Source organism: Actinomadura geliboluensis (genome assembly GCF_005889745.1).
Lineage (GTDB): Bacteria > Actinomycetota > Actinomycetes > Streptosporangiales > Streptosporangiaceae > Spirillospora > Spirillospora geliboluensis.
The window spans coordinates 1-1,097 of sequence record NZ_VCKZ01000756.1; the positions used below are offsets into that span (position 1 = coordinate 1).

Consider the following 1,097-nt stretch of genomic DNA (forward strand, 5'->3'; position numbering starts at 1 on the left):
ACCCGAAGCCCGTGGCCCAACCAGCAATGGGGGGAGCGGTCGAAGGTGGGGCCGGCGATTGGGACGAAGTCGTAACAAGGTAGCCGTACCGGAAGGTGCGGCTGGATCACCTCCTTTCTAAGGAGCAATAGCTGGCCAGGCCGCCTCGCTCGCGAGGGGTCATGGTCGGTGGCCACTGTTGACGGCGAATGTTCGTCAGGTGGCTGCTCATAGATGTGGAGCACTGGCTACTCAGCTCACCGCCCGCGTGAGCCGGCAAGTACCGCCCTTCGGGGAGTGGGAACGACGGTTTCGGGTGGGTGGTGGGTTGGACACGCTGTTGGGTCCTGAGGAAACGGGCTTTGCCCGGTGACCTCGGACTGCGGGACCAGACGCCGCATCACCTGCAACGGGTGGTGTGGCGCTGGTGGGCCCGGTTGTTTTTTGAGAACTGCACAGTGGACGCGAGCATCTCTGGTGAGAGTTCGAGATCCTGCTTTCGGGTGGGGTTGAGGGTTCTCATCTGCGATTTGTTTTGATCGTTTTGTGTGTTCAAGTTTTTAAGGGCATACGGTGGATGCCTTGGCATCAGGAGCCGATGAAGGACGTGGGAGCCTGCGATATGCCTCGGGGAGTCGGCAACCAGACTTTGATCCGGGGATTTCCGAATGGGGAAACCTGGCACTCGTCATGGGGTGTCGCCGCCTGCTGAATGTATAGGCAGGTTGGTGGGAACGCGGGGAAGTGAAACATCTCAGTACCCGCAGGAAGAGAAAACAATAGTGATTCCGTGAGTAGTGGTGAGCGAAAGCGGATTAGCCTAAACCGTGCGCGTGTGATAGCCGGCAGGCGTTGCGTGTGCGGGGTTGTGGGACCATCCTGATTCAGCTGCCGCTGGGTCGAAGAGTTACAAAATATCGTGGTAGTCGAACGGCATGGGAAGGCCGACCGTAGACGGTGAGAGTCCGGTAGACGAAACTGCGGTGTCTCTTGGGTGTGTTCCCGAGTAGCACGGGGCCCGTGAAATCCCGTGTGAATCTGCCACGACCACGTGGTAAGGCTGAATACTTCCTGATGACCGATAGCGGACCAGTACCGTGAGGGAAAGGTGAAAAGTG

2 rRNA genes are annotated in these 1,097 nt (G+C 58.8%); both read left to right on the plus strand.

Annotated features, from left to right (window positions below):
* Positions 1-117 (plus strand): 16S ribosomal RNA (locus ETD96_RS44055); the annotation flags it as partial.
* 412 nt (positions 118-529) lie between these two features.
* Positions 530-1,097 (plus strand): 23S ribosomal RNA (locus ETD96_RS44060); the annotation flags it as partial.